Annotated in this window: 20 protein-coding genes; 5 read left to right on the top strand and 15 right to left on the bottom strand. The window is 49.7% G+C overall.

The window, feature by feature from the left end:
* Positions 1-319: 319 nt before the first annotated feature.
* The 3 genes from I0P70_RS12130 to serA all read left to right on the top strand — a co-directional run bounded on the left by I0P70_RS12130 (position 320) and on the right by serA (position 6,791).
* Positions 320-3,211 (top strand): glycoside hydrolase family 3 N-terminal domain-containing protein, encoded by a 2,892-nt coding sequence (locus I0P70_RS12130; RefSeq protein WP_230392154.1) that lies wholly within the window; start codon positions 320-322, stop codon positions 3,209-3,211.
* A 70-nt stretch (positions 3,212-3,281) separates the two neighbouring features.
* Entirely contained in the window at positions 3,282-4,430 is a 1,149-nt protein-coding gene (gene bshA, locus I0P70_RS12125) for an N-acetyl-alpha-D-glucosaminyl L-malate synthase BshA (protein ID WP_196118169.1), read from the top strand.
* Between the two features lie 468 nt (positions 4,431-4,898).
* Positions 4,899-6,791, top strand: coding sequence for a phosphoglycerate dehydrogenase (gene serA, locus I0P70_RS12120; protein ID WP_196118167.1), 1,893 nt, complete (start codon positions 4,899-4,901; stop codon positions 6,789-6,791).
* Here the strand turns inward: serA and I0P70_RS12115 are convergent.
* Positions 6,788-7,321: a hypothetical protein gene (locus I0P70_RS12115; RefSeq protein ID WP_196118166.1), complete on the bottom strand. Its 534-nt coding sequence runs from the start codon at positions 7,319-7,321 to the stop codon at positions 6,788-6,790. The two genes, serA and I0P70_RS12115, sit on opposite strands and share 4 nt — an antisense overlap.
* A 156-nt stretch (positions 7,322-7,477) precedes the next feature.
* On the opposite strand from I0P70_RS12115, the gene I0P70_RS12110 reads away from it, so the two are divergent.
* Positions 7,478-7,825: an iron-sulfur cluster assembly accessory protein gene (locus I0P70_RS12110; RefSeq protein WP_076422951.1), complete on the top strand. Its 348-nt coding sequence runs from the start codon at positions 7,478-7,480 to the stop codon at positions 7,823-7,825.
* A 68-nt stretch (positions 7,826-7,893) separates the two neighbouring features.
* Here I0P70_RS12110 and I0P70_RS12105 read toward each other — a convergent pair whose 3' ends face one another.
* The 12 genes from I0P70_RS12105 to I0P70_RS12050 form a co-directional block, all read right to left on the bottom strand.
* On the bottom strand, positions 7,894-8,373 hold the full coding sequence (locus I0P70_RS12105; protein WP_196118164.1) for a hypothetical protein: 480 nt from the start codon (positions 8,371-8,373) through the stop codon (positions 7,894-7,896).
* Between the two features lie 10 nt (positions 8,374-8,383).
* Positions 8,384-9,277 (bottom strand): ChaN family lipoprotein, encoded by an 894-nt coding sequence (locus tag I0P70_RS12100; RefSeq protein ID WP_196118162.1) that lies wholly within the window; start codon positions 9,275-9,277, stop codon positions 8,384-8,386.
* Positions 9,278-9,367: 90 nt separating this feature from the next.
* Positions 9,368-10,705: an ABC transporter permease gene (locus tag I0P70_RS12095; protein ID WP_196118159.1), complete on the bottom strand. Its 1,338-nt coding sequence runs from the start codon at positions 10,703-10,705 to the stop codon at positions 9,368-9,370.
* The gene (locus tag I0P70_RS12090) at positions 10,698-11,609 is read right to left on the bottom strand and encodes an ABC transporter ATP-binding protein (RefSeq protein ID WP_196118157.1); all 912 of its coding nucleotides are present in this window, start codon (positions 11,607-11,609) and stop codon (positions 10,698-10,700) included. Before I0P70_RS12090 ends, I0P70_RS12095 begins: the two co-directional genes overlap by 8 nt.
* Positions 11,610-11,805: 196 nt before the next feature.
* Positions 11,806-12,954, bottom strand: a complete 1,149-nt coding sequence (gene dnaJ, locus I0P70_RS12085; protein ID WP_196118145.1) for a molecular chaperone DnaJ — start codon at positions 12,952-12,954, stop codon at positions 11,806-11,808.
* Positions 12,955-12,957: 3 nt separating this feature from the next.
* Entirely contained in the window at positions 12,958-13,524 is a 567-nt protein-coding gene (locus I0P70_RS12080) for a nucleotide exchange factor GrpE (protein ID WP_196118143.1), read from the bottom strand.
* A gap of 166 nt (positions 13,525-13,690) precedes the next feature.
* Positions 13,691-14,683 (bottom strand): GTPase ObgE, encoded by a 993-nt coding sequence (obgE, locus tag I0P70_RS12075; RefSeq protein WP_196118132.1) that lies wholly within the window; start codon positions 14,681-14,683, stop codon positions 13,691-13,693.
* 113 nt (positions 14,684-14,796) lie between these two features.
* Positions 14,797-15,387 (bottom strand): adenylate kinase, encoded by a 591-nt coding sequence (locus tag I0P70_RS12070; protein ID WP_196118123.1) that lies wholly within the window; start codon positions 15,385-15,387, stop codon positions 14,797-14,799.
* Between the two features lie 115 nt (positions 15,388-15,502).
* Positions 15,503-16,045 carry a hypoxanthine phosphoribosyltransferase gene (hpt, locus tag I0P70_RS12065; protein WP_196118121.1) on the bottom strand — a complete coding sequence of 181 codons (543 nt, stop codon included), beginning with the start codon at positions 16,043-16,045 and terminating at the stop codon, positions 15,503-15,505.
* A gap of 98 nt (positions 16,046-16,143) precedes the next feature.
* The gene (locus tag I0P70_RS12060; protein WP_196118120.1) at positions 16,144-18,390 is read right to left on the bottom strand and encodes a sodium-translocating pyrophosphatase; all 2,247 of its coding nucleotides are present in this window, start codon (positions 18,388-18,390) and stop codon (positions 16,144-16,146) included.
* A gap of 275 nt (positions 18,391-18,665) precedes the next feature.
* Complete coding sequence (locus I0P70_RS12055) at positions 18,666-19,589, bottom strand: hypothetical protein (protein WP_196118118.1); 924 nt, start codon at positions 19,587-19,589, stop codon at positions 18,666-18,668.
* 31 nt (positions 19,590-19,620) lie between these two features.
* Positions 19,621-20,535 (bottom strand): M20/M25/M40 family metallo-hydrolase, encoded by a 915-nt coding sequence (locus tag I0P70_RS12050; RefSeq protein ID WP_196118116.1) that lies wholly within the window; start codon positions 20,533-20,535, stop codon positions 19,621-19,623.
* 111 nt (positions 20,536-20,646) lie between these two features.
* Here I0P70_RS12050 and I0P70_RS12045 point away from each other — a divergent pair, with 111 nt between their 5' ends.
* Complete coding sequence (locus tag I0P70_RS12045) at positions 20,647-21,891, top strand: lipopolysaccharide assembly protein LapB (RefSeq protein ID WP_196118114.1); 1,245 nt, start codon at positions 20,647-20,649, stop codon at positions 21,889-21,891.
* Positions 21,892-21,970: 79 nt separating this feature from the next.
* Here I0P70_RS12045 and I0P70_RS12040 read toward each other — a convergent pair whose 3' ends face one another.
* The gene (locus I0P70_RS12040) at positions 21,971-22,936 is read right to left on the bottom strand and encodes a UDP-glucuronic acid decarboxylase family protein (RefSeq protein ID WP_196118112.1); all 966 of its coding nucleotides are present in this window, start codon (positions 22,934-22,936) and stop codon (positions 21,971-21,973) included.
* 2 nt (positions 22,937-22,938) lie between these two features.
* A partial coding sequence (locus tag I0P70_RS12035; RefSeq protein ID WP_255531017.1) for a UDP-glucose/GDP-mannose dehydrogenase family protein occupies positions 22,939-23,328 on the bottom strand: 390 nt, incomplete at its 5' end.

Raw genomic sequence — 23,328 nt, 5'->3', positions numbered from 1 at the left:
ATTCAGAACAAATTTTATTACTAATTTACAGACCAGTTGCGAAATGGGTCGAAAATTAGAAAAGAGTCTGGATTCTGATTTTAACAAGAGACCGACGTATGGCTTGTGGCTCTCGAGGCGTTAACACCTACAAAGGCCATCCGCTATACCGCCTGTCAGGGGCAGAAAGACTGGAAATAATTTTTCTCGTTTTTTGAACCGCCTTCTGCAAAAATAGGCTTAATTTCGACTTGTTCCAATATAATAATACCAGTACAGGATGTTGAAGAGTTTTAGCTTAGGATTACTTATACTTATCTTTCTCGGAATGGGACCGCTTATGTCACTGACACCGTCAGACAACATTATTGTGGCTTCAAAGGAGCAAAGTTGGGTAGACAGTGTCTTCACATCCATGACTCCGAATCAGCGTATCGGCCAGCTGTTTATGGTGGCCGCCTACTCCAACAAAGACGAAAAGCACTTCCGCCAGATCGACACCCTGGTAGCTCGCTATAATGTGGGTGGCATTATGTTCATGCAGGGTGGTCCGGTACGGCAGGCACAATTGACCAACCGCTTCCAAAGCAAGGCAAAAGTACCTGCCTTGATCGCCCTGGACGCTGAGTGGGGTCTGAACATGCGCCTTGACAGCAGCATGCACTTTGCCAAGCAAATGACGCTGGGCGCGCTCAACGACGACAAGTACATATACCTGATGGGCCGCGAGATTGCGCTCAAGATGAAGCGTATGGGCGTGCACGTGAGCTTTTCGCCTGTGCTGGACGTGAACGTAAACCCTGCCAACCCGGTGATCGGTAACCGTTCTTTCGGCGAGACCAAAGAGGAAGTGGCCCGTCGCGGTGTAGCTTACATCAAAGGTCTGCAGGACCATGGCGTAATTGCCGTTGCCAAGCACTTCCCCGGCCACGGCGACACCGACACCGACTCTCACCTGACCCTCCCCGTTGTTAATCATGACATGAAGCGCCTTTCGGAAGTGGAGCTATACCCTTTCCACAAGTCGTTTGAGGCTGGCGTGATGGGCGTGATGGTGGCGCACCTGCACATGCCGAAGATCGACTCCACTAAAAATCAGGCGGCTACGCTCTCCAAGCCGATCGTAACGGGCATTCTGAAAGAGAAAATGAAATACAAGGGTCTGGTATTTACCGATGCCCTGAACATGAAAGGCGTGAGTAGCTTCTACAAGCCCGGCGAAGTCGATTTGAAGGCTTTGATGGCTGGTAATGACGTGCTGTTATTCCCGGAAGATGTGCCAACCGCTGTCCGAAAGATCAATGAAGCCATCGCATCCAAGCAAATTAAACAGGAAGATATTGACCAGCGTGTACGCAAGATCCTGCACGCTAAATACTGGGCTGGTCTGAACAACTACAAGCCGGTATCGCTGACGAACCTACAGCAGGATGTGGATCGTCCGCTGAGCAATGTGGTGCAGGAGCAGCTGTATGAGCATGCTGTAACGGTAGCCCGCAACAAGGCCAACCTGATTCCTTTCCGCAACCTGGATACGCTGAGCATTGCATCGGTGGCCATCGGTACGGGTCCGAACAGTGTGTTCCAGCAGACATTGGGCAATTACGCTCCCGTGACCAAGTTTAACATCAAAGACCGCTTTGCACCGGACTCCGCCTTCACTAAGCTTATACCTAAGTTGCAGGACCATGATGTGGTGGTAGTAAGTGTGCACGGCATGAACAATACGCCTTTCAAGGATTTTGGAATTGGTTTGGGCACGCGTGCTTTTGTGCAGTACCTGCAGAAGAGTACCAATAAGAAAGTCGTGGTAGCTGTGTTCGGCAATGCCTACAGCCTCAAGTTCTTTGACCAGAGTGAGTGGCTGGTAGCCGGTTACGAAGACAACCCGACCTCGCAGTCGCTGGTGCCGCAGGTGCTGTTTGGTGCCCGCGCCGCCAAAGGCAAATTACCTGTAACGGCTTCTGCTACGCTGAAAGCGGGTACTGGTGTAGCAACTCCTGCCATCGGTCGCCTGAAGTACGGCACGCCTGAGAGTGTAGGAATGGACTCCAAGACCCTGGCACAGATCGACAACATTGCCACCGAAGCTATTGCCTATGCCGCAACGCCGGGTGCACAGGTGCTGGTAGTGAAGAATGGTACAGTCATCTTCAACAAATCATACGGCCACTATACCTACGACAAGAAAAAGCCGGTGACTAACACCACAGTATACGACATCGCCTCCATCACCAAAGTGGCGGCGACGCTGCAGGCCGTAATGTTCCTCAAAGACCAGGGTAAGATCAACCTGGACGAGAAAGTATCGACTTACCTGCCGGAGCTGAAAGGCACCAACAAGGCTAACCTGGTGATTCGCGATGTGCTGGCCCACCAGTCAGGATTACGGGCAGGTATACCGCACTGGCAGAAAACGCTGGACAAGCTGCAACTGAACCAAACCTTCTACGCCAGCGCTCAGAATGATGTGTTCCCGAACGAAGTGGTGCCAGGTATCTACTCCATCAAATCGATGGAAGATTCGCTGTGGGCCTGGACAGTGCGTTCGCCGCTGCTGGTGAAGCCAAAGGCTGCCAAGACGTACGACTACCAGTACAGCGACCTTGGGTTCTACATCCTCAAGCGGATGTCGGAGCGCATGCTGAACCAGCCGCTGAACGAGTTCATGGATCAGAACTTCTATGGTCCGCTTGGTTTGAGTACCATGACCTATAACCCGCTACTGAAGCACTCACGCGATGTGATTGTACCGACGGAGGATGACAATTACTTCCGAAAGAACCTGATCTGGGGAACGGTGCATGACCAGGGAGCAGCCATGATGGGCGGTGTGGGTGGCCACGCAGGTCTTTTCTCCAACGCTAACGATTTAGCCGTGCTGATGCAAATGAACCTGCAGAACGGTAACTACGGCGGGCACAAATTCTATAGCACTCCGGTGGTAACAGAGTTCTCTAAGCGCCAGTTCAGCAACAGCCGTCGCGGTTTGGGCTGGGACAAACCTGACCCGGATGGCAATGGACCTACTTCGAACCTGGCTTCAAAAGCTACTTTTGGCCACACGGGTTTCACTGGTACAGGCGCTTGGGTAGACCCGGAAAACCAACTGATCTACATCTTCCTGTCTAACAGGGTATACCCGGACGCGGGCAATTCTAAACTCGTGAAATACAACATCCGCACCCGTATACACGATGTGATCTATAAAGCGATAGTACCTAAAACTTAAATAAAAAAGGATAATTTTACGAGTGCAGCTCCGCATAGGGCTGCACTTGTTGTTTCCTCAGCATAAAACCATGAAAATCGGAATAGTTTGTTATCCTACCTTTGGGGGAAGTGGCGTGGTTGCCACAGAGCTCGGCAAGGAACTGGCACTAAAAGGCCACCAGGTGCACTTCATCACCTATAGCCAGCCAGCCCGACTGGATTTTTTTAACGAGAATGTTTCCTACCACGAGGTATACATCCCGAACTACCCACTCTTTCAGTACCCGCCATACGAACTGGCGCTGGCCAGCAAAATGGTAGACATCGCCCGTTTTGAAAAGCTTGACGTGCTGCATGTGCATTATGCCATACCTCATGCGTCGGCAGCCTATATGGCCAAACAGATCCTGCGCACCAAAGGCATTTACATACCTGTTATCACCACCCTGCACGGCACGGATATCACGCTGGTAGGCAAGGATGCATCGTTTGAGCCAGTGGTCACGTTCAGCATCAACCAGTCCGATGGCGTGACGGCTGTCTCGGAGAGTCTCCGCACTGAAACGTACGAGTTCTTCCAGATTGAGAAAGACATTGAGGTGATTCCAAACTTCATTGATTTGAAAAAATTCAAGCGCCAGAAGAAAGAGCACTTCCGGGCAGCGATCAGCCCAAACAACGAGAAGTTGTTGGTGCATACCTCCAACTTCCGGGGCGTGAAGCGTGTGGAAGACGTTATCCGGATTTTTGCTAAGGTGCGCGAGCAAATGCCATCAAAGCTCCTGCTAGTTGGTGATGGACCTGAACGGCCTAAAATGGAGAAGCTCTGCCGCGACCTGAAAATCTGCAATGACGTGCGTTTCCTTGGTAAACTGGAGGCAGTAGAAGAAGTGCTGTCCATTGCTGACTTGTTCCTGATGCCATCGGAGAAAGAGAGCTTTGGTTTGGCCGCACTCGAAGCGATGGCCTGCGAAGTGCCCGTTATCTCAACCAACGCCGGCGGTATACCTGAACTCAATGTACACGGCGTAACCGGTTTCGTAAGCGAAGTAGGCGATGTGGATGACATGGTGAAAAACGCCCTGCACATCCTCGACGACGCCAACCTGCCTACCTTCAAGGCAAATGCTTTGGCCCGTGCTCATCATTTTGATATCGATAAGATTGTGCCGCTCTATGAGCAATTCTACCAGCGCATCATCGACGCGCAACTGGCTGAAACAGGCAACCCCTTGTAGAGCAGAAATAAATTGTAGAAAAATCCGGCCGCTATTCCTGTTGCCGGATTTTTTTATGCCTTATATTTACTTTGGTGTGTCATCCTATCGCTGTCATCTCGAGGTAGGGAGAGATCTGGATTGTGAGATAAAAAACACTCGCCGCCCTCTTCTCTTAGAGGCCTCTACCCCGGAGAGGAGTTTCGGGTAAAAGCTCCCTTTGAATACAGGGCTCTTTAGTTCTAGATTTTATAGCGCGAGTCGAAGATCCCGGACACGATTCGGGGCGTCCTCGCTCGTACTGATTATAGAAGGGGCCTCCCCGAGACAGGCTGGCCGCTACTGATTAAAAAGGGCCAGAGGCCCCACCATAGCAAGTCACGAGCGAGGACGCTCGCGCCATATACATTACATTGCCCCCGCTCGGCTCTGGCAAGCTAAGGAAAATAGTGCTTCTTAACCGAATTAAACCCCATACCCGACCAAACTATGGCAAAAGACAAGTACTACATCATCGATTTCGACAGCACTTTTACACAGGTAGAGGCACTGGATGAACTGGGCGAAATAAGTTTGGCGGGTGAGGAGAATAAAGACGAGATTCTGCAGCAAATTAAGGACCTGACCAATGGCGCCATGGAGGGGAAGAGTTCGTTTACCGAAGGCTTGTCCAAACGGCTGGCTTTACTCAAAGCGAACCGCCGGCATCTGAAGCCACTAATCCAGCTTTTGCAAACCAAGGTTTCGGATTCCATCAAGCGCAACAAAGAGTTCTTCCAGGCCTACGCCGATAATATCCTGATCGTATCAAGTGGCTTCAAAGAGTTTATCACCCCGATCGTGACGGAGTATGGCATCAAGGAAGAAAACATTTACGCTAATACTTTCAGGTTTGATGAACAAGGCAATATCGTCGGTTTCGATGAAGAGAACCTGCTGTGTCTGGACCGGGGCAAGATAAAACTACTCGAAGAGCTGGCGCTGGAGGGTGATGTTTATGTGCTGGGCGATGGGTATACCGACTATGAAATAAAAGAAGCCGGACTGGCCAATAAGTTCTATGCCTTCACCGAAAACGTAGTGCGCGACAGTGTAGTAGCGAAAGCTGACGACGTGGCCCCGAGCTTGGACGAGTTCCTGTACCAACACAAACTGCCGATGGCTATCTCCTATCCCAAAAACCGCATCCGGGTGCTTTTGCTGGAGAACGTACACCCTAAAGCAGTAGAACTTTTCAAACGCGAAGGCTATCAGATCGAGACTGTATCGGGAGCTTTGAGTGAGGATGAGCTATGTGAGCGGATCAGGAATGTTTCGGTGCTGGGTATACGTTCTAAAACGCAGGTGACGAAGCGTGTGCTCGAGCATGCCAACAAACTGATGTGCATCGGTGCATTCTGCATCGGCACCAACCAGATCGACCTGAGCGCCTGCCTGGATGCCGGTGTGGCCGTGTTTAATGCGCCTTACAGCAATACCCGTAGCGTAGTGGAACTAGCCATCGGTGAAATTATCATGCTTTGCCGTAATGCCGTTGACAAAAGCACTAAAATGCACCAGGGCATATGGGATAAGTCTGCTACCGGCAGCGTAGAAGTACGTGACAAAAAACTGGGTATAATCGGCTACGGCAGCATTGGGGCGCAACTGTCGGTGCTGGCCGAGGCATTGGGCATGGTGGTATACTACTACGATGTGGTGGAGAGACTACAGCTTGGCAATGCCCGTAAATGTGAGACGCTGAAACAACTGCTTCAAACAGCTGACATTGTGAGCCTGCACGTAGACGGTCGCACCAGCAACCAGGGCATGTTCGGTGCAGAAGAATTTGCCGCCATGAAAGACGGGGCTATCTTTTTGAACCTCAGCCGTGGCCATATAGTGGATTTGCCTGCTCTGGTGGAATCCCTAAAATCAGGTAAGGTTCGTGGCGCGGCGGTGGATGTGTACCCTTACGAGCCGGCCACCAATGACGAGGAGTTTGTAAGCGAACTGCGTGGTCTGCCCAATGTCATCCTGACTCCGCACATCGGTGGCAGCACACAGGAAGCGCAGGAGAACATCGGCACTTTTGTACCAAGCCGCATTATGGAGTATATCAACACGGGCAACAGCTACCAGAGCGTGAACTTCCCGAACATCCAGCTGCCAGAGCTCAAGAATGCGCACCGCCTGATTCACATCCACCAAAACGTGCCAGGTGTACTCGCCAACATAAACAGTGTGCTGGCCGGCAACCAGGTGAACATCTTGGGTCAGTACCTGAAAACCAACGAGCAGATCGGCTACGTGATCACCGACATCGACAAGCTGTATGACAAGAAAGTAATTGAGGACATGAAGCGGGTTCCGGCCACTATCAAGTTCAGAATTTTATATTAAAACACCTGCCCTATCTCCTGCTTTAGATAGCTGATGGCTCTAGCAGTTGGGTCAATTTCGTTGTTGAGCACGTTTTCCAGAATGCGCTTGGCCAGTTCCGTGCCTTTTGCCTTTTCGTCAAGGCTTTGGAAAGATTTGTTGATCAGGTTCACAACTTCTTCGCGGGCGTGCCTTACCTGCTGCCAGGCCTGGTCAGTCATGTATACCTGCTGCGACATGTTGTGATTAAACTCGTTTCGGATTTCGGTGAGCAGGATACGGTGATATTCGGCGGCTGTGTGGCCTCCCCCACTCACCCGTAACAGGAGGTTGCTTGGGGTAATGCGCTCCAATAACAACACAATGCGCTCATAGGCTTGTAGCCGGATAGGCGTCAAGACCTCTGCATTTTTATGGCGTAGCTCCAGCAAACGCAGCTTATAGTCCCGCTCCAAAAACTTTTTCAGCATAGAGTAAGCTACTGCGGCCACCAGAATGGCAGGTATAGAGATTTTGAGTATATCGAGTATAATGTTGGTACCTTCTTCCATTTGCGATTGTTTTGAACCTTAAATATCGGAAAAAATTAATTTAGGTTGGCATGAATCATTTTCCAGGTATAGCTGTTTAGCTAATACACCGGAGAGCTGCAGCAAAATTGCGAGTAATTGCGTAAATTGCAGCTCCATTTCAAATTTGAACAGATTATGGCAACTGAAACAAAAACTGCACCGATAGCGCTTACTGAAAAAGCACTGGCTGAAGTTAAAAATATAATGCAAGAGAAAAACGTACCTGCTGAATACGGCCTGCGCATTGGCGTGCAAGGCGGTGGCTGCTCTGGTATGTCCTACCTGCTGGGCTTTGACAAGGCAAAAGACTCTGACGAGATTTACACCCTCGAAGGTTTGAACCTGATCATGGACAAGAAACATGCAATGTATGTGCTGGGTATGGAAGTTGATTTCCAGGACGGCCTGAATGCCCGTGGTTTCGTTTTCAACAACCCACAGGCTAAGAGCACCTGCGGTTGCGGTAGCTCATTTTCTGCATAAGCTAAAAAGTACCTTCTTTCTCTTTAGAAAGACAAAGCCCGGCCAATTGGCCGGGCTTTGTTGTTTTATCAGTGGCGATCATCATACTGCGTAACCCTCACTACGGTGCCTTCTTTAAACTCAATATCAATTACATGGGGTAATAAAGAGAAAGGACCTGGCAAACGCCCAGTATAATATTTCCACCTTTCATTCCTTTGATTTTCTCTTCCTATAGTACCCAGCCACTTTTCAACTTCCGCTCTGTTCTTCCCAATTAGCAGCTCACGAGCAATTAAGTCATCTGTCATCTTATACCTTGTATCCGGCTCTTCCCACCTCTCTGCCTGATCAAATTCTGTATCGGGATAATGTCGCCAGATAGCAAGGCTTGTGGAGTAGATGAACAGGAAGCTCAAAAGAATGAAAGATAATGCAGCAGCCCACACTGTGAATTTTCTGAGCCCATGCCTCTGCATAACAGGTTTAATCTTGATATAACTCACGACACAGATTCCTACAAAGGCTGCTATAAGGAAAGTCACCCAGGAGAATGTAGCTACCAGCATAAGCACACTCTTAGTAGGTTCGCGTCATAGTTGCCGGCACTACCAGAATAAAATCCGCCTTCTGTTTATGCTCCTCTGTCAGCTTGTCCAGGTCTTCCTGCAGTACGGTGGTGATGGTCATAGTCTTGAGCTGCGGATTGCCCTGCTTCAGATACCAGCCTATGCCTTCAAAATTGTCAGAGTGGTAAGCGCCGTTCAGATGCAGCATCTTTTTGCCGTTGTTTACCTGCTGCAGGATGAAATGAGCCATGGTGGCATCTTTCAAGGCCTGCGCCTGCACAATGTTTTCGCTCTTGGTATTGCCATGTGTGCCGTTACCAAACATCGCCAGCATATTCTTATACCCAGGCAGGTCCATATCGACCTGCACCGGTAGTGGCGCAATATAGCGTTTGGCATCTGCCGATACATGCTCCAACGCCTTCAGGCTACCTCCTGATACCATGGCAGCGTAACGGCGCGGCACATTGGTCGCGACAAAAGGTATCGACATTTTCTTCGCAAAGCGCACCACAGGTCGGTAGTCGGTTTTGTAATTGTTCCATGGCCGCGACTCCTGCTCAAAGTTGTTCTCCGCCACCTGCCCTGATAGATACTCGTTCAGCACCAGTTGCACATCGGCTTCAAACATCTCGGCTCCTATGGCGAAGGGCTGGTGGTGAGCCTTGTGCAGGTCTTTGGCCACTTCTAATTGCAGCCAGTGCGCAATCGGGTCGTTGTGCTGCTCACCAAACAGCACCACATCGGCCTTCTGCAGTTCGTCCAGCATTTTGCTATACTTTACCTGCTTGCCCTTTGCCGTGAAGAGTTGGTAGGCAGGCTTGTCTTTATCAGCTTCGGTGGCAGCGGCTATACCTGTGTTGAACATGAGAACCAGGAGTGTAAAGAGTGAAATTTTTATCATGTTTCTTAAGTGCTTCGCTCTATCAAGTTACAAAAAAATAGCTGGCCCCGAAGAACCAGCTATGCTAATTTTAAATCTATACCTGAGTAGCTATACCCTGTAGAATAACCACTTAGATAGTTCTTTGTAGTTGATCTTCTTGCCGTACATCAATATACCTACCCGATAAATTCTGGAGGCAATCCAGGTCGTAAAGATGAAGCCCAGAATAAGAAGTCCCATGGAAAGCAGGAGCTCGCTGGCAGGCACTCCGAAAGGTATGCGCACCATCATCACAATCGGGGATGTAAACGGAATGATCGACATCCAGAAAGCTACTGGGCCATCCGGATTCTGTATCACCACGGTGTAGGACATGATGAAGGAAATAATCAGCGGGATTGTGATCGGAAACATAAACTGCTGCGTATCTGTCTCGTTATCCACAGCCGCACCAATGGCCCCAAACAGGGAGCCGTACAGCAAGTAACCGCCCAGGAAGTAGAACAGGAAACTGCCTAACAAAAGCGGGAAGTTGAGGTTCGAGATGGCGCTGCTCACTTCGGATAAGGTATTTTGTTGGCTTGATTCTTCTGTCTCAGGAGATTCCTCTTCACCTGTTGCCATGGCACGTCCCGACTGCATCTGCTCAATTGGGGTAGGCGCCGGTTTAATGTCAAAGGCTGCCTGCACTCCACTCACGACAATGGCCGACAGTACCACCCAAAGTAAAAACTGCGTCAATCCCACACCGGCTATACCTACAATCTTGCCCATCATGAGCTGGAAAGGCTTCACCGATGAGATCATCACCTCCACAATACGGTTGGTCTTCTCCTCTATCACACCGCGCATAATCTGTACGCCATACAGGAAGATGAAGAAATAAATGATCACAGCCCCAATGATGCCAGCGCCAGATGTTACCCACACATTACTGTCACGCTCACCTCTTTCACTTAGGTTCACAGTGGTCATAGTAATGTTAGCCTTCATTTTGTTGAGCATGTCGCGATCTATACCTGAGGCCATGAAGCGCTGACTCTCAATCTCCTTTTCGAGCATATTCTCCAGCCTGAATTTCACCTGCAGACTGGTATTCTTCTTTGAATAGAGCCGTATACCTTCAGGTTTGTCCAGATCAAGTTGTGGGATGTGTAGCAGGGCTGTATAGTCCGTTTCCTGATAGGCAACTTTAGCCTGCTCCAGCGAGCCGGCAGCTATCGGGATAATCTTCAGGTCCTCGCGGCTTTCCAGCTTATCTGCAAAGAGCCCGCTTTCGTCCAGCACCATCACCACATCCTCACTGTCTGAAATAGTGGCGAGCCAGGCAGGTATCACCATGAAGGCGGCCAGCAGCAGCGGAGTCAGGAAGGTCATAATGATGAAGCTTTTCTTCCGCACGCGTGTCAGGTATTCGCGCTGTATAATGAGCCAGATCTTATGCATGGTAAGTTTCTTTTACTTTTCGGATAAATATGTCATTGATACTCGGCACCAGCTCCACAAAGGAGTGTACCTCTACACGCTGAATCAGGTAACGCAGCAGGTCGTTTGGCGAAGCGCCATCGAGCAGGCGGATGGAAGCCCGGAACACACCGTGGTTATCATGCTGCTCCAGCACTTCAAAGTCAGGTGACGTAATCAGCAATTGCCCGTTGCCGATCACCTGGTAGGTATCTGTCTTGTAAGTGTCTTTAATTTCGCGCACCGGTCCATCAAGCACCTTGCGGGAGCGGTTGATCAGGGCGATGTTATCGCAAAGCTCCTCCACTGACTCCATGCGGTGCGTCGAGAAGATGATAGTTGCCCCGTTGTCACGCAGGCGCAGTATCTCGTCTTTGATCAGGTTGGCATTGATCGGGTCGAAACCAGAGAAAGGCTCGTCCAAAATGATCAGGGAAGGCTGGTGCATGACGGTGGCCATGAACTGTACTTTTTGCTGCATCCCCTTGGAAAGGTCTTCGATGTGCTTATTCATCCATTCCTTTATCTCAAAGCGGGCCACCCATTCCTTAATGCGGGCAATGGCTTCGTCTTTCGTCAGGCCTTTGAGCTGGGCAAGGTATAGCAGCTGCTCCCCTACCTTCATTTTTTTATACAGACCGCGCTCTTCAGGCAAATAGCCCATGTCCTTGATGTGGGATGGTCGCAGTTTTTCGCCTTTGAAATATATCTCACCTGAGTCGGCTCCTGTAATTTGAGTGATGATGCGGATCAGGGACGTCTTACCGGCACCGTTTGGGCCCAGCAAGCCGAAAATGCAACCCTGCGGTATATCAAAGCTGACGTTGTCAAGGGCAGTGTGGTTAGCGTATCGCTTGGTTACGCCATCTATTTTAAGAATGCTCAATGCTGTTAACCTTTTGGTATGTTCAAAAATAGCCTTTTTAGGGCTGAGTGACAAGCAATATCAATAAAGCACTATACTTAATCGACTAACGCAGGTATAGGCTATACCAAATACGAGCGCCGCATTATAGTGGCAATAAAAAGCCTGCCTTCTCTACTGAAAAGGCAGGCTTTTGTTTATCTAGTCGCTGTGAGGCTTACTGAAAATAGTCTTTTACTTTCTCAAAGAAGCCCTTATCGCTCTTGCCCGGGTGCGGTGCGAAGTTGTTGGAGTCACGCAGGCGCTCCAAAGTGGCGCGCTCCTCGCTGCTCAGCGTCTTTGGCGTCCACACGTTGATGTGGATCAACTGATCGCCTTTGCCATACCCGTTGATATCTTTCACGCCTTTGCCGCGCAACCTGAAAATCTCGCCACTCTGTGTACCCGGCTTGATCGTGATCTTCACGCGGCCACCAATCGTTGGCACTTCGATATCAGCACCCAGCGCAGCATCGATAAAACTGATGTACTGGTCGAATATCACGTTATTGCCGTCACGCTTCAGGCTTGGATGTTCTTCTTCTTCAATCTGAATAAGCAGGTCACCCGGTACACCGCCACGCTCCGGCACGTTGCCTTTGCCGCTCATCGAGAGCTGCATGCCGTCCATTACGCCCGCCGGTACGTTGATCGTGATCACCTCTTCCTGTAGTTCGCGTCCACTACCGTGGCAGGCTTCGCAATTTTTGGTCACGATACGGCCTTCGCCATTACAGGTAGGGCAGGTTGCCGTGCTCACCATCTGGCCCAGCATCGTATTCACTACCTTGCGTACCTGACCTGAACCCTGACAAGAGCCGCAGGTCTGCATTTCAGTGCCGTTCTTGGCGCCGTTTCCGCCGCAGGTGCCGCAGGCCACATAGCGTTTTACTTTTATCTTTTTCTCAACGCCGTTGGCAATTTCCTCGAGGTTGAGTTTTAGCTTAATGCGCAGGTTGCTGCCTTTGCGGGTACGTCGGCCTCCCTGACGGCCAGCGCCGCCAAAGAAACTCTCGAAGCCGCCACCGCCGCCACCGAAGATGTCGCCGAACTGGGAGAAGATATCTTCCATGTTCATACCGCCACCTCCGCCGAAGCCGCCGTTCATGCCCTGATGACCGAACTGGTCATAGCGCTGGCGCTTCTGCTGGTCGCTCAGTACTTCGTAAGCCTCAGCCGCCTCCTTAAACTTTTCTTCCGCCGTGTGGTCGTCGGGGTTCTTGTCGGGGTGAAACTTGATGGCGAGCTTACGGTAAGCTTTCTTTATCTCCTCCTGACTTGCTCCCTTGCTTACTCCTAAAATCTCGTAATAATCTCTCTTAGCCATTGCTTAAGCTCCTATTATAACTTTCGCGAAGCGGATCACCTTCTCATTCAAGGTATAGCCCTTCTCGATTACGTCTACTATTTTGCCTTTCAGTTCCTCTGACGGCGCCGGAATTTGTGTTACCGCCTCGTGCAGGTCGCTGTCAAAATCATCGCCAGCGTTGATTACGATTGGCTTCAAACCTTTGAGCTGCGTCACGTGCTTCAGCTTATGGAACACCAGCTCCAGGCCCTGCAACATCGCGTCCACGTCTTTAGTTGCCTCCATCGATTGGCGGGCACGCTCCATATCATCCAGTACAGGCAACAGTTCGCTCATCAGGTCTTCGTTGGCTGTTTTGAGCAAGTCCATGCGCTCCTTGGCAGTTCTGCGTCTGAAGTTCTCAAACTCTGCCATCAAACGGATGTATTTGTCTTTCATCTCTGCCAATTCGGCTTCTGCTTTGGTTTCAGAGCCAGTTTCTTCTACTGTCTCCTCCGCCTGCTCCTGTCCGTTGTTTTCTTCTTTATTGGCAGTGTTATCCTCTAGTTCTGTGTTTTCCTGCTCTTTCTTGATATCTTTCTCTGACATAATGCCTTAAGAATTATAGGTTGATAGGTCTACTTTGTCTTTTCAATTGTCTTGCCAATTCTGTTTTTGTGTCAGATTGACATTTATTTAATTGTTGCACCTCAAAAAAAATCGGTAGCAAGCTCTGCAGCCCCTACCGATCTGTATATTTGAGAAGACTGGTGGACTACGAGTTAAGCGCCGACCAGATCATATCTTTCAATTGGGTGATATTCTTCTGCGTCATGCTCGAGATGAACACCGTTGGAATACCTTTCGGCAACGTTTCGCGCATTTCAGCTTCCAGCTCATCATCAATCATATCTGTTTTGGTAATGGCCAGAATGCGCTTCTTGTCGAGTAGCTCCGGGTTGTAGGTTTGCAGCTCGTTCACTAGCACCTTGTACTCCTCTGCGATATCCGGACTGTCACACGAAATCATGAAAAGTAGCATAGAGTTACGCTCGATGTGGCGCAGGAAGCGCAGGCCAAGACCTTTGCCTTCAGAAGCACCCTCGATAATACCCGGAATATCGGCCATTACAAAGGACCTGTAATCGCGGTAGGCCACTACTCCCAGGTTAGGCTCCAAGGTAGTAAAGGCATAGTTGGCGATCTTCGGCTTGGCAGCTGACACTACCGAAAGCAAAGTAGATTTGCCCGCGTTCGGGAAACCCACCAGACCAACATCAGCCAGAAGCTTCAGTTCCAGAATCACCCATTCCTCTATACCTGGCTCTCCTGGCTGTGCATAGCGCGGTGTCTGGTTAGTAGGCGACTTAAAGTGGGCATTGCCCAGTCCGCCACGGCCGCCTGGCGTCAGGATGATCTCCTGCCCGTCTTCGGTGATCTCGCACATGAACTCGCCGGTTTCAGCGTTGCGGGCGATTGTTCCAAGTGGAACCTCCAGCACATCGTCTTTACCCTGTGCACCGGTAGAGTGGCTTGGGCCTCCGTTCTGGCCGTTTTCGGCAATCACGTGTTTGCGGTACTGCAGGTGCAGCAAAGTCCAAAGCTGGGCGTTGCCACGCAGAATGATATGGCCTCCTCTGCCTCCATCGCCGCCGTCAGGGCCACCCATGGCAGTGCGTTTGTCGCGGTGCAGGTGCGCAGATCCAGCGCCACCGTGACCGGAGCGGGAACAGATTTTTACGTAATCAATAAAGTTGGATTGGGCCAATGTAGGTAATGCTAATAGGTATAAATTATAAGGTATAAGCAAGTCCGGAGCATCAAAGTTCCGGTTTGCTTATACCTTTCTGTATGAAGTTTAAAGAAAGCCGCTTTGGGCTGTTACTTCTGCTGCTTCTCTTTCAGCGAGTCGATCTGCTCGCAAAGATCTGCGAAGATTTCCTCAATTTCACCAATGCCATCTACTGCGCAGTACTTGTTCTGACCTGCATAGTAGTCTGCTACCGGCGTGGTTTTGGTGTTGTATTCCTGTATGCGCTTGCGGATCAGCTCTTCGTTCTGATCGTCCGGACGACCAGAAGTTTCACCGCGCAGCAACAGACGCTTGGTTAATTCTTCATCGTCTACTTTCAATGCGATCATGCACGAAATTTCGGTGCCATGGTCCATTAGAAGCTTATCCAGCCCCTGCGCCTGAGGCACAGTACGCGGGAAACCGTCAAAGATAAAACCGCCTGCCTGGCTGTGCTCTTTCACTTTGTTCTCGATCATGCCGATCACCACTTCGTCTGGAACCAGTATACCGTTGTCCATCAACGACTTGGCCTTCATGCCCAGTTCAGTACCAGCGGCAATTTCAGAACGGAGCAAATCACCAGTAGAAAGGTGGATCAGGTTATATTTATCTATCAGCTTTTGGCTTTGCGTACCTTTACCAGCACCAGGAGGGCCAAACAAAACGATGTTGAGCATATCTTTGATTTATGATAAAAAACAAATTTAAGTATAAAATCGATGTATTGTTCAATAATTTTTGAGTTGCGCCTAATCTGAGCCGGCCCTTTCTGCTTCGGGCACGCCTGACTCCCTAAGATACGATTTTGTAAATATCGCGCAGGTTGCGACCCAATCCATTATAGTCGAGCCCATAGCCAACTACAAAGTCATTTGGGATAGACTTGGCCACGTACTTCACATCCAGCTGGTGCTGCAGGCATTCAGGCTTCATCAGTAGTGTTATGATCTCGAGCGAAGCAGGATTCTTCTCACGAAGTTGTTGCAGCAGCGCATTCACGGTGTGTCCTGTGTCCACGATATCCTCGATGATCAGTACATCACGCCCTTCAATTTGCTCAGTCAACCCCAGAACTTCCTTCACCTGGCCAGTGCTATGCATATCCTGATAAGATGACATGCGAATGAAAGATATTTCGCAGGGTATGTTGATGCGCTTCATCAGATCAGCTGTAAACATGAACGACCCGTTCAGTACTGCCAGAAAAAGTGGGTTTTTACCAGCATAGTCCTGCTCAATTTGCTCTGCCAGCATCACTATGCGTGCAATGATTTCTTCTTCGTACATGTAGGTACTGAAGTCACAATCGTGAATCGTGATTGTACGGGGATCCATATAGCGTATCGGTCTTGTTGGTAAACAAAGGTAAGGATAATAAAAAATAAGCCCAACCGAATAGTTGGGCTTATTTATACTTAACAGAGCTGTGTTGGTTATCTGGCTGTCAGACCGGCAATAACAACTGTATTTTCAGGGTTGATGATTTGCCCGGTAGACGGTGCCTCCTGCTGTATCTGCATGTTCAGATTTGGCTCTTCAGGTATAGCCGGGGTACGTTCCGTGGCAATGTGAGGTGCAATTACCAATGACACGATCGACATCAGCTTGATCAGGATGTTCATAGACGGGCCAGATGTATCCTTGAAAGGGTCACCTACGGTATCGCCGGTCACAGAGGCTTTATGGGCATCGGAGCCTTTGTACTCCATCTTGCCATTGATCTCCACGCCTTTCTCAAACGATTTCTTGGCATTGTCCCAGGCGCCACCGGCGTTAGACTGGAACATCGCCATCAGTACGCCAGACACGGTTACACCCGCCAACAGGCCACCCAGAATTTCAGCTGAAGGAGTATCTGAGAATACGTCTCTGAAGCCAAAACCCACCACAACCGGCACGATCAGGGCAATGGCACCCGGCAGCATCATTTCACGGATAGCGGCTTTGGTAGAGATCGCTACGCACTTCTCGTACTCCGGCTGACCAGTACCTTCCATAATGCCCGGGATCTCGCGGAACTGACGGCGCACTTCATGCACCATGGCCATAGCCGCACGGCCAACAGCCGCAATCGCCAATGCCGAGAAAATGAATGGGATCATGGCACCAATAAAGAGGCCCGCCAGTACAGGGGCTTTGTAAAGGTCAATGGATTCGATACCGGCTATACCTACGAATGCCGCGAAAAGGGCCAGTGAGGTGAGAGCTGCCGAAGCGATCGCAAAGCCTTTGCCTGTCGCAGCTGTGGTGTTACCCACTGCATCCAGGATATCGGTACGGCCGCGCACTTCTTTTGGCAACTCGCTCATTTCGGCTATACCACCGGCGTTGTCGGCAATAGGGCCGAAGGCGTCAATGGCCAGCTGCATAGCTGTTGTCGCCATCATACCCGCCGCAGCGATAGCTACGCCATAAAGACCAGCCGAGGCGTAAGACAGTACGATACCCGCGGCCAGCACAATGATAGGCAGTACCGTGGAATGCATACCTACCGCCAGACCAGCGATGATGTTGGTAGCGTGCCCGGTAGAAGACTGCTGTACGATAGAATTAACAGGCTTTTTGCCCATGGCCGTGTAGTACTCTGTAATGATACTCATAAGCGTACCAACTACAAGACCCACGATCACGGCGATAAATACACCGTTTGAAGTAAACTCGAAGTTACGCAGGTTCATGTTCTCAGGCAGCATCCAGTGGATGGCGAAATAAGCACCCACCGCCGTCAGCGCTACCGAGATCCAGTTGCCGAGGTTAAGAGCAGCCTGCACATTGCCACCTTCTTTTACACGAATAAATAGCATACCGATTAGGGAGAAGACGATACCCAGACCAGCAATGAACATCGGAAGTATGATCGGGGCCATGCCACCAAAGTTGTCCTGTGAAACCACTTCACGACCTAGTACCATGGTTGCCAGGATAGTAGCCACGTAAGAACCGAAAAGGTCAGCGCCCATACCTGCTACGTCACCCACGTTATCGCCTACGTTATCGGCAATAGTAGCCGGGTTGCGTGGGTCATCTTCCGGGATACCTGCCTCTACTTTACCCACAAGGTCGGCGCCCACGTCGGCTGCTTTGGTATAAATACCACCGCCTACACGGGCAAAAAGGGCGATACTTTCAGCCCCCAGCGAGAAGCCAGTAAGCACTTCCAGTGCCACTTCCATCTCGTGGCCATTCACGTTACCGTTTACGCTGTATACAAAGAAGTAGTAGAGCACGATGAAAAGTGAGCCTAGCCCCAGCACCGCCAGACCAGCCACGCCCATACCCATTACCGAGCCACCTGCAAAAGACACGCTCAGCGCGCGCGACAAACTGGTACGGGCAGCTTCTGCCGTACGCACGTTGGCCTTCGTGGCAATGCGCATACCAATAAAGCCTGCAACGGCCGAAAAAAGAGCACCCATGATAAAGGCTAGGACGATCGTCCAGTGGGAATTTTCACCGGTATAGCCCAGGTAAAAGAGAAATATACTGGCGATGACCACAAAGTAGAAGAGCACTTTGTACTCTGCTTTCAAAAAAGCCATGGCTCCGTCGGCAATGTGACGGGCTATTTCCGTCATGCGTTCGTTACCCGCTGCTTGCTTCGTTACCCAAGCCGACCTGATAAAGGTATACAGGAGGGCCGCCAGACCAAATCCAGGAATTGCGTAGAGAATAGTTTCCATTCAATAAGAGTTAGTTTTGTTAATAAGGGTTGAGATTCTGAAATTGCTATATAGAGCTATTAAAGAAAGGCTATTCGTTTGACTTTTCCAAATATTTGCATTCAAAGCTTTATGCACTACCTAGCCAGTATTGCCCTATAGCTTAATCATTTGCACTGATTTCAGTTATCACTCTTTTTTTGCACCTCCCCTTCCATGGTTTATTAAATTTTGAAGCATAAAAAAGCCTCCTTTAGCAGGAGGCTTTCTCAATTTTGTAATCACCAAGTATACTTTCAAAAACTGACCCTCATTCTAATTTCATCTAGCCAAAACCTTACCTTTCGTTTTAGCCTCTGCATAAACCCAGCTTTCTCCAATAAAGTGTAGGACAGCTTTGGATTAAATAGCAATGCCGCATAAGAGATATTTGATTGAATAAGGATTGAATGTTTACAAAGTGATAGGCAATAACAGTCAATAAGTGCCTCCTGCCCTAGCTCATACCTGTTTGTAATTTTAAGATTAGAATGCACAGCTTCATCATTACTCGATCTTACAGCTTTATTGTAAATCAATTTGCTTCCATAACGCTGCGATAAAAGATCGATCACTTTATTATCGTCAGTAGCTACAAACAAATAGTCGAATTTACTCAGCTTGCGATCAATTAGCTTTAGAAATACGTTTAGTCCCACTTGCTCAACTTCTTGCCCATGATCAGTACGCCTTATCTGTACTCCAAGGATTTTATGCGATTCGTACAAAAGCCTTTTCTCATCAAAATGTTTCTCTAAGGTCTCGCTAAATTTTAATTGGCTGACTACAGAGTGGTACATTTTCAGGAAGTGACGTCTGCTCCATATTCTGAATGGGTACACTTCATATAAAGAATTCCTAACAAACTTTGCATTGTTTAAATTATAAGACTCAACTCCGGTTTTCTCAAAATAATAGTTCCAGAAGTTTTGCTCAGCTTTAGTAGGATCAGTATAGAGGTATTTATGATTTCCGAAATCCACATAGTATGGTGCATTGTAACGCTTTGCAAGTTCAATACCATTAACTGCCTGAATAAACAAAGAGAAAAAGCCGCGAGGGCAAGGGGATGTTTTCCTCTCACATGGACAGTCACTCACAAAGCAGCAAATTGTATAGATTCCGCCCTGACTGATATCTTTTAACTTGTCTTCCTGAAGTTCGCCTCTTTGTAGGGTCATATCATTTTTAATCCTCTGTTTAACACTTCCTCTACAACTTCTCCATCAGCTCCTTATACAGCGCAACCATGCTCTCTATATCTTTCTTATGAACAATTTCATTAGGCGTATGCACATTGTCTTCGGGAGCGCCTACAAAGCACCAGTCCCAGGGGTATGGGCCATGCTGAAGCTCCTTGGCATCACTGCCGCCTGAACCTTCTACTTCCAGCTGATAAGGTATACCAGATGCTTTGGCTATACCTATGATTTTCTCAACATAGGATCGACGAGGTATTAGGCTGTCACGCATAGAGATCACCACGCCCTCGCCTGGCTTTACGCCTTCCGTTACCCAGGTAATATCCGAAATCAGCGCCTGATGCACACCGTAGCGCTCCGCAGTATACTTGGCAAGGTAGGCTACCGAACCGCCGCCGTGCTCCTCCCAACTGCTGAACGCAATGATGCCATTCTCCAAAGTCTCAGCAACTTTTAAAGCGCTCCATACACCAAGTCTGTTATCAAGATAGCACGATTGTACTGTTTCATCTGTTTCCCGGAAATCGCATTTGAACACAAGCTCTGTCCCACGTTCTATCTCCCGCTCATAGCTGTAGCTGATCTCGTGCTCTTCCTCGTCAAACTCCAGCGTACACTCAATTTTACCCTGCGAGTCCTCCCCCACCAGCGTATAACCGGTTTCCAGGTCAGGCCCGCCTATTTTTACGAGCTGCTTTCCGTAGCGCACTGTAAAGCCAATGGAGTCTATATGGGCAAAAATGGCAGCCCGGGGCTTCCCAAATATTAACAAAATACAATCCTGAAAGCCCTCCCCATAAAGTATTACAGGTTGCTGTTTCCACTGAACTTTATGTCCTTCAATGTAGTTAAGCAAAAAATTGGTTAGTTTTTTCTCGTTGCCGGACGGTGCGTGTATGCTGCAGAGTTGTTTCAGAAGTTTCATGCAATATTTCTTTTGTATCAATTCAAAATTAATATAATTGTTGTACTTTTATTACCTGTTTACCAGATAAGGAGGCTACAAACACGATACGCCGGATTTTCCTTTTTACTTATGAAGAAGATTGTACTTGCATCTCTCAGTATCATCCTGTCACACTTTGCTTTGGGTCAAGGCTCTAAGGCGCAGTCTGACACAGCTATACGAGAAGTTACAATACAATCGGTAGAGGTTATACCTGCGGCTGGAAACATCAAAGGCATGCTGCTCATGGACAAAGAGATCCAGTACGAACTGGAGGGCGCCGTGGACAACATGTATAACTTCAAGTACGAACTGGCCGAAAAGCAATTCAAGTCTTTGCGTCGCCGCTACCCGCATCATCCCCTTCCTTACTTCCTGATGGGCCTCAGCCAATGGTGGAAGATCGTGCCTACCAACATACAGACTACGCAATACGACGACCTGTTCTTTGCTTACATGGATTCTACCATCCAGAAAGCGGAGACACTTTATGACCAGAATAACAAAGACTATGAAGCAGCCTTTTTTCTATCGGCTGCCAATGGATTTGCCGGTCGCCTGCACTCTGAGCGCAGCAACTGGCGCAAAGCCACTATTGCCAGCAAACGATCACTGGAATATTTAGAGAAAGCCAAGGCCGGCAACGGCTTGAGTCCTGAGTTTTTGTTTGGAGAGGCACTCTTCAACTACTACTCCATCTGGATTCATGAAAACTACAAGATGCTTCGTCCTGTGCTGGCTTTTTTCCCGAGTGGCGACAAGCGACTAGGTATAAAACAGCTGCGCTATGTGGCAAATAACGGTTTCTATACCGGCACAGAGGCTAAATTCTTCCTCATGAAGATATATGCCAATGAGGAAGGAAACATGGAGGCTGCATTGGATTTGGTAAAAGGGCTGGTTGAAAAATACCCGAACAATGCTTACTTCCAGCGTTTTTATGCACGGGCGCTCTTCGTTCAGGGCCATTTTACAATGGCAGAGCGGGTATGCCTTGACATTCTAAGTAAGCTCGACAGACGCATGCCGGGCTACGAAGCTGTAAGTGGACGTTACGCCTCTTATATCCTGGCTTATATCAATCAGAATAAGTATCGTGATTTCCAAAAGGCGAAGGCTTACTACCAGAACTCAATCACTTACGCTGAAATGAGTAATGAGCGTGATTCCGGTTATTTTGTCAATTCATACTTGAACCTTGCCCGCATTGCCAAACAGGAGCGCGAGCTAAAAACAGCGAAGCACTATTATGGGATTGTGCTGGAAACAACCGACAAAAAACATGCGGCTAATAAGGAAGCGAAAGACTTTATGAAGGCGCACAAAAAGATTTAAGCTCACCAAAGGATATAAACACAGAAGGGCCCTGACATCACAAAGTGTCAGGGCCCTTCTGTGTTTATTTGCAAAGCGCCTAATCTACTACACGTTCGACAGGCAATTTCACTTTCTCCTTAAAGTACTCTAGTGTTTTTTGCAGCCCCTCGGCACGGTCTACCTTCGGCTCCCAGCCCAGCACCTCTTTGGCTTTTGAGATGTCCGGCTGGCGCTTCTGCGGGTCGTCGGTCGGCAGCGGCTGGTACTCGATGTTGAGCTCCGCGCCCGTCAGCTTGCAGATTTCCTCGGCAAACTGCCTGATGGTGATCTCGGACGGGTTGCCCACGTTCACCGGGTACGGGTAGTCGCTCAGCAGCAAGCGATAGATGCCTTCCACCAAATCGTCTACGTAGCAGAAGGAGCGCGTCTGGCTGCCGTCGCCGAAGATGCTCAGCGGCTCGCCGCGAAGTGCCTGGCTCAGGAAAGCAGGCAATACACGGCCGTCGTCCAGTCGCATGCGCGGACCGTAGGTGTTGAAAATGCGCACAATGCGCGTCTCCAGCCCGTGGTGCATGTGGTAGGCCATGGTCATGGCCTCCTGGAAGCGCTTGGCCTCGTCGTAGCAGCCGCGCGGCCCCACCGGGTTCACATTGCCCCAGTAATCCTCGCTCTGCGGGTGCACTAGCGGATCGCCGTACACCTCCGAGGTGGAGGCGATGAGCATGCGCGCGCCTTTGGCCTTGGCCAGGCCCAGCAGGTTGTGCGTGCCCAGCGAGCCCACCTTCAGCGTCTGGATCGGAATCTTCAAATAGTCGATCGGACTGGCCGGCGAAGCGAAGTGCAGAATGTAGTCGAGCTCGCCCGGCACGTGCACGAACTTGGACACGTCGTGGTGGTAGAACTCAAACTGCTCGAGCTTGAAAAGATGCTCTATGTTCTCGAGGTTACCCGTGATCAGGTTGTCCATTGCGATCACATGGTAGCCCTCGGCTATGAATCTGTCGCACAGGTGGGAGCCCAGAAAACCGGCTCCGCCCGTTACTAATACTCTTTTTCTGGCCATACTTATACAGTTGCTTTAGTTTCCTGCTGCACCTTGGCCTGCTTGACGCCAATGCCGAAGTAGGTGAAGCCCTTCTCCTCCATCTCCTTGCAGTCGTAGATGTTGCGGCCGTCGAAGACCACCTTCTCCTTCATCAGCTTGCTCACCACGGCGAAGTTCGGGGAGCGGAACTCGGGCCACTCGGTCACTAGCAGGAGCGCGTCGGCGTCGATCAGGGTCTCGTACTCGTCCTTGCCGTACTCGATGCGCTCGCCGAGCGAGTGCTTGGCCTCCTTCATGGCCACCGGGTCGTAGGCCTTCACCCTGGCACCGCGCTCGAGCAGCTTCTCGATGATGACCAGCGAGGGCGCCTCGCGCATGTCGTCGGTCTTGGGCTTGAAGGAGAGGCCCCA

The organism is Pontibacter sp. FD36 (genome assembly GCF_015686655.1).
Classification (GTDB): domain Bacteria; phylum Bacteroidota; class Bacteroidia; order Cytophagales; family Hymenobacteraceae; genus Pontibacter.
The sequence above is the reverse complement of the archived record's forward strand: the minus strand, read 5'-3'. Positions and strand labels throughout refer to the sequence as shown.

Excerpts from the sequence above, each read along its gene's own strand:
- I0P70_RS12130 (WP_230392154.1), top strand. The coding sequence starts at position 320 with ATGTCACTGACACCGTCAGACAACATTATTGTGGCTTCAAAGGAGCAA.
- bshA (WP_196118169.1), top strand. The coding sequence starts at position 3,282 with ATGAAAATCGGAATAGTTTGTTATCCTACCTTTGGGGGAAGTGGCGTG.
- serA (WP_196118167.1), top strand. The coding sequence starts at position 4,899 with ATGGCAAAAGACAAGTACTACATCATCGATTTCGACAGCACTTTTACA.
- I0P70_RS12115 (WP_196118166.1), bottom strand. The coding sequence starts at position 7,321 with ATGGAAGAAGGTACCAACATTATACTCGATATACTCAAAATCTCTATA.
- I0P70_RS12110 (WP_076422951.1), top strand. The coding sequence starts at position 7,478 with ATGGCAACTGAAACAAAAACTGCACCGATAGCGCTTACTGAAAAAGCA.
- I0P70_RS12105 (WP_196118164.1), bottom strand. The coding sequence starts at position 8,373 with ATGCTGGTAGCTACATTCTCCTGGGTGACTTTCCTTATAGCAGCCTTT.
- I0P70_RS12100 (WP_196118162.1), bottom strand. The coding sequence starts at position 9,277 with ATGATAAAAATTTCACTCTTTACACTCCTGGTTCTCATGTTCAACACA.
- I0P70_RS12095 (WP_196118159.1), bottom strand. The coding sequence starts at position 10,705 with ATGCATAAGATCTGGCTCATTATACAGCGCGAATACCTGACACGCGTG.
- dnaJ (WP_196118145.1), bottom strand. The coding sequence starts at position 12,954 with ATGGCTAAGAGAGATTATTACGAGATTTTAGGAGTAAGCAAGGGAGCA.
- I0P70_RS12080 (WP_196118143.1), bottom strand. The coding sequence starts at position 13,524 with ATGTCAGAGAAAGATATCAAGAAAGAGCAGGAAAACACAGAACTAGAG.
- I0P70_RS12070 (WP_196118123.1), bottom strand. The coding sequence starts at position 15,387 with ATGCTCAACATCGTTTTGTTTGGCCCTCCTGGTGCTGGTAAAGGTACG.
- hpt (WP_196118121.1), bottom strand. The coding sequence starts at position 16,045 with ATGGATCCCCGTACAATCACGATTCACGATTGTGACTTCAGTACCTAC.
- I0P70_RS12060 (WP_196118120.1), bottom strand. The coding sequence starts at position 18,390 with ATGGAAACTATTCTCTACGCAATTCCTGGATTTGGTCTGGCGGCCCTC.
- I0P70_RS12055 (WP_196118118.1), bottom strand. The coding sequence starts at position 19,589 with ATGACCCTACAAAGAGGCGAACTTCAGGAAGACAAGTTAAAAGATATC.
- I0P70_RS12050 (WP_196118116.1), bottom strand. The coding sequence starts at position 20,535 with ATGAAACTTCTGAAACAACTCTGCAGCATACACGCACCGTCCGGCAAC.
- I0P70_RS12045 (WP_196118114.1), top strand. The coding sequence starts at position 20,647 with ATGAAGAAGATTGTACTTGCATCTCTCAGTATCATCCTGTCACACTTT.
- I0P70_RS12040 (WP_196118112.1), bottom strand. The coding sequence starts at position 22,936 with ATGGCCAGAAAAAGAGTATTAGTAACGGGCGGAGCCGGTTTTCTGGGC.